The organism is Microcoleus sp. BM001215392, from assembly GCF_036700185.1.
In the GTDB taxonomy this organism is placed as follows: domain Bacteria; phylum Cyanobacteriota; class Cyanobacteriia; order Cyanobacteriales; family Microcoleaceae; genus Microcoleus.
The window spans coordinates 1-5,153 of the sequence record NZ_JAUBOJ010000466.1 but is presented as its reverse complement, the minus strand read 5'-3'; the positions used below and the strand labels follow the sequence as shown (position 1 = coordinate 5,153).

Annotated in this window: 2 protein-coding genes and 1 pseudogene; 2 read left to right on the top strand and 1 reads right to left on the bottom strand. The window is 46.6% G+C overall.

The features are described from left to right. Positions 1–193, top strand: a pseudogene (locus QT974_RS30800) (single-stranded DNA-binding protein); the annotation flags it as partial. A 141-nt stretch (positions 194–334) separates the two neighbouring features. On the opposite strand, the gene QT974_RS30795 reads toward QT974_RS30800, so the two are convergent. Continuing rightward, positions 335–679, bottom strand: a complete 345-nt coding sequence (locus tag QT974_RS30795) for a hypothetical protein (RefSeq protein ID WP_333472175.1) — start codon at positions 677–679, stop codon at positions 335–337. 865 nt (positions 680–1,544) lie between these two features. On the opposite strand from QT974_RS30795, the gene QT974_RS30790 reads away from it, so the two are divergent. Beyond that, a complete protein-coding gene (locus tag QT974_RS30790) occupies positions 1,545–4,952 on the top strand; it encodes a PAS domain S-box protein (RefSeq protein WP_333472174.1) in 3,408 nt (1,135 codons plus the stop codon). Positions 4,953–5,153 lie beyond the last annotated feature (201 nt).

Sequence of the window (5,153 nt, the reverse complement as noted above, 5' to 3'; positions counted from 1 at the left end):
CAGTTGGCAGTTGGCAGTTGACAGTTGGCAGTTGGCAGTTGACAGTTGGCAGTTGACAGTTGGCAGTTGTCATTGGAAGCAATTACCGATTACCGATTACCAATTACCGATTACCAATTACCGATTACCAATTACCAATTACCAATTACCAATTACCAATTACCGATTACGGGACATAGATCACTGCCCTTGAGAAAGGCTATATTATAAATCTGTGACTTCTGTGTCGCGAATCAACGAAATTGCCAAATGTCTGACGCAGAATCTAATGATGTAGGGTGCGCAGTGCCAACCTTATCCATAACTGCCACGCCAGACATTTTTTGTGTAAGTCCTATTCGCCCAAGAGCGATTCAAATGCTGCTTGCAAAGACTTGATATCGCCTACTCTGGCTACTAACAGGTTTTCGCTGCCGGCATCCTGCAATCTGTGCTTCCAATATTGGATGCTCTCGGAGTTGTTCATCCAGAAACTAATCACGGTATTTACGACTCGATCGACATCCCAGCCGCGATCGGGAGAAACTATCTCTACCGATGTCACAAACGAATCGAGAGTACACTTTCGGTTTCCCAAGTATTCTACACCGGACGGCTGCTGTTGTTGCAGTAATGCCTGCTGCTGGTTAAAAAACGTTAAAGTTGGAGATACGCCCAGGATTTCAAATGTATAGCTCATGTCATCCTCCAGAAGTATTATAGCAGTTGACAGTTGATAGTTGACAATTGACAGTTACATATGGGAATCTAACCGTTTGGGGTAGAGGGGTTTCAGGTTCTATCCGTGAGGTTATCTATTTTTTAACAGCCCAGAAGGTTGCTATATTTTGCTCAAAGGTCGCAGTTCGCTTGACATTACCCCAAAATATGCACAAGCACCCGACGCTCGCGGGAGTCGAACCCAAAATTTTAGACTTTTGTTCAACCTCCCAGATGAATCTGTGGAGTAAAGCTCTGATTTTGCAATTCTTGAATCTAAAATCGACTGACATTGCTGCCCTCGATCCACCACAGATGCTTCAATTACCCTCTTTTGGTGCGATCGCCCTTTTGTCCGCTTATTCAATGAATAGCAAATTTTTCAACAGAGTGTTGTCAAATAACTTACATTTGTTAGGGCACTGGCCTTGAAATTTCCAATCAGATTTTGATTGAGCAGCCGTCAGGTTGACCCTCTGCACGCGGCTCGCGGGCGCTCCGATTCTCAATGCTGCTTTTTGGACGGGAATAACTTATAAATTAAGGGTTGGCAGTACCTGGGAACCCTGGTATTTTTTTTAACCTAGTGTGAGTTTTTGACCGGGAGTCCCCGATCGCGATCGCCAGATTCTAGCAAGTAGTGACATGATTAATATTACAATTTTTTACAGTAGGGCTGGCAACCTCAGCCAAGTTTTGAGGGGTAGGCTAGCCCAATTGACTGTTGCTGTGGGAGTTTGTAACTTATAATATTTAGGGCTTCTTTTAAATGACAAACGATAGACAAACGTCCTAGGTGTCAAAATATTATTGATGTTATTCAAAAGTCCCGAGCAGGTTGTCTGATGAAAAGCTCGCCCAAGATGTCACTGAGCCTAGTCTTGTTGATACCGCTGGTGGTGCAAATCTCCGTAGCAGTCGGCGTCACAGGATGGCTGTCGTTTCGCAACGGCCAAAAAGCAGTCAACGACCTGGCTACCAGGTTGAGTTTGGAAGTCGCAGCCAGGACTAAAGAAAATTTCCGCAGTTTTGGGGATATGTCTCACCTGTTCCTGCAAATGAATACTGCTGCTATAGCCTCTGGAAACCTCAACCCTGATGACTTCCCCAACTTAGAGCGATATTTGTGGAACCAGACCAAGCTGAGCGATCGAACTACCACCATCTACTACGGCGACGAACAAGGCAGATTTCTCTTGGTCAAACACGAAGCAGAAGACTTACTATACATCAGAGACGAATCCACCGCTCCCAACCGCCAAATTTATCGCCTTGATAACAAAGGAAATCGCACGGAGCTAATCAAAACCGCTTCCTACGACCCCCGCAATAGACCCTGGTACGAAGCTGCCAAACAGTCAGAAAAAGCCACTTGGTCTCCAATCTACGTCTTCACCGCCTCGCCAGTTCTGGGGATTACGCCGGTGATGCCGATTTACAATGAAACAGGACAACTGCGGGGTGTATTAGCAATTGACCTGACTCTTTCTCAAATCAGCGATTTTCTCAAAAGCATCAAAATTAGCCCGTCGGGAGAAGTTTTTGCGATCGAACGCAGCGGGGAAATCGTCGCCAGTTCCACAGATGAATTGCCGTTTGTCACTGACAACGACGGACAAAAACGGCTGTTGGCTACACAGAGTAAAAATTTGCTAGTTCGATCGGCATCCACATACTTGGAAAAACGATTTGGCAGTTTTGCAGAAATTGACAGCCAAGGACAGTTTAGCTTCGATATAGACGGCAAACGTCAATTCCTGACGGTGGCTCCCCTGCGAGACGGCCGCGGCCTCGATTGGCTGATTGTCGTAGCCATCCCGGAAGCAGACTTTATGGAGCAAATTAACGCCAACACTCGCACAACTATTTTATTGTGCTTTTTTGCTTTCATATTGGCGATCGTCCTGGGAATTTTTACCTCTCGCTGGGTTGTCCAACCGATTACCCGATTGCTAGAAGCATCCCAAGCTTTAACAAAAATGTCCGAATCTGCTGACTTCACCTCCGCCGAATTAGAGGGCGAAGTCGAAGTTAAAGGCGTTAACGAACTAGGCATATTGGCTCAGTCTTTCAACCAGATGGCGAGACAATTGCGATCGTCTTTTGTAGCCCTAGAAAAAACTAACTCTAGTTTAGAACAGCGAGTAGCAGAGCGGACTGCCGAACTCGAAGCCGCCGAAGCAGAATTGCGGGCTTTGTTTGCAGCCATGAACGAATTAATTATAGTTGTAGACGCCACAGGTCGCTACTTAAAAGTCGCACCCACAAATATATCCCTGCTCTACAAACCAGCCGCAGAATTAATTGGAAAAACAATCGGAGAGCTGTTCGATCAAGCTACGGCGGACTATTTTTTTAACAACATCCGAGCAGCTTTAGATACTCAAAAAACAGTCAGCATTGAGTACGATTTAACTATTAACAACCGCGAAGTTTCTTTTGCCGCAAGCATTTCGCCACTTTCAGAAGAATCCGTAATTTGGGTAGCCCGCGACATTACCGAACAGAAGCGAGCCGAATCGGTACGGCGGATGAGACAAAAACAATTGCTCAAACAAAATACTGTTTTGCTAGAATTGGCAAGAAATAAAGCGCTGTATCGAGGCGATTTGCAAGTAGCTTTGAGAGCAATTACCGAAGCGGCTTCTCATACCCTAGATGTAGAAGGAGTCGGAGCTTGGTTGTACGACGAAAGCCGCTCTTCATTGCAATGTTTCGACCAGTTTGGGCGCACTAACGGCGAGCATTCCCAAGGTCTGGAACTTGCAGCAGCAGACTATCCAGCTTATTTTAAAGCTTTGGAAGAAGACCGGACGATCGCAGCCGACGACGCTCTTTCAGATATCAGAACCAGAGAATTGGTATCATCTTACTTTGTAGAAGCCGGCACCACATCCACATTAGACGCGCCGGTGCGATTGGGAGGCCAAACAGTCGGAGTCCTCTGTATCGAACAGGTGGGAAGTGCTCGCCACTGGACAGTAGAAGAACAAAATTTTGCTGCTTCCCTCGCAGATTTGGTATCATTGGCGATCGAAGCTAGCGATCGCGATCGGACGCAAAACGCCCTCCGCCAAGCAGAACAAAAATACCGCAGCATATTTGAAAACGCCGTCGAAGGCATTTTTCAAACCACCCCCGAAGGCCGCTTCTTGAGCGTAAATCCAGCCTTAGCCCGCATCTACGGCTACGCAACTCCCGAAGAATTGACATCAAATCTCACCAACATCAGACAGCAAACTTACGTCAATCCCCAGCAGCGCCAGAAGTTCATGCGAGTGATGCAAGAATTCCGACAAATTTCCGGGTTTGAGTCAGAAGTGTACCGCGCCGACGGCAGCATAATTTGGATTTCCGAAAGCGCCCGTGCAGTCTGCGACACGCGCGGCGAGGTGCTCTACTATGAAGGCAGCGTCGAGGATATTAGCGATCGCAAAGTCTTTGAATCCGCCTTGCAACTCGCCCTAGAAGCAGCCGAAGCAGCTTCCACCGCAAAAAGCGCATTTTTAGCAAACATGAGCCACGAACTGCGCACACCTCTCAATGCCATCATCGGCTACAGCGAAATGCTGCAAGAAGAAACCGAAGAATCCGGCTACGACGAACTCACCCCAGACTTAGACAAAATCCGCACATCCGGCCGACACTTGCTATCGCTAATTAACGACATTCTCGACATTTCTAAAATCGAAGCAGGTCGCATGGATTTGTACTTAGAAACCTTCGACATCGCCGCCTTAATTGCAGAAGTCACCGACACCGCCGCCCCACTAATCGAGAAAAATCATAACACTTTAAACTTACAGAAAATTAGCAACATCGGCACTATGCACGGTGACATTACCAAAGTACGACAAATTTTATTAAACTTGCTGAGCAATGCCGCCAAATTCACTCAAAACGGTACAATCACCCTCAGCGCCAGCCGAGAACAAATCGCCTGCTACAGCAGCGAAGCGACACCAGAAAACAGTTCGGAACCGGCAGCAAATTCTCCATCCTCAAATCCCAGTAAAGAATTTTTAGTGGTGAATTGTACAGATACAGGAATTGGCATGAATCCAGACGAATTGCAGCAAATTTTCCAACCATTTACCCAAGCAGACGCTTCTACCACGCGCAAGTACGGCGGCACAGGTTTGGGACTAGCAATCAGCCAGCGTTTTTGTCTCATGATGGGCGGCAATATTTCAGTAACAAGTCAAGTCGGTGTTGGTTCTACTTTTACCATCCGCTTACCTGTTAATACTTAAATTGGTAATTGGGAATTGGGAATTGGGCATCGGGCATCGGGGATGGGGCATCGGCCCGCGCAGGGCATTGGTTATTTGTTATTTGTTATTAGAGAAACGACTAAGGATCGCGAATTCAATAATTTACACATATTTGTGGGATTTCTGGACGGGCGGGACGCCCATCCCACAATCACAATAAAAAATGTAAGTTATTTAATT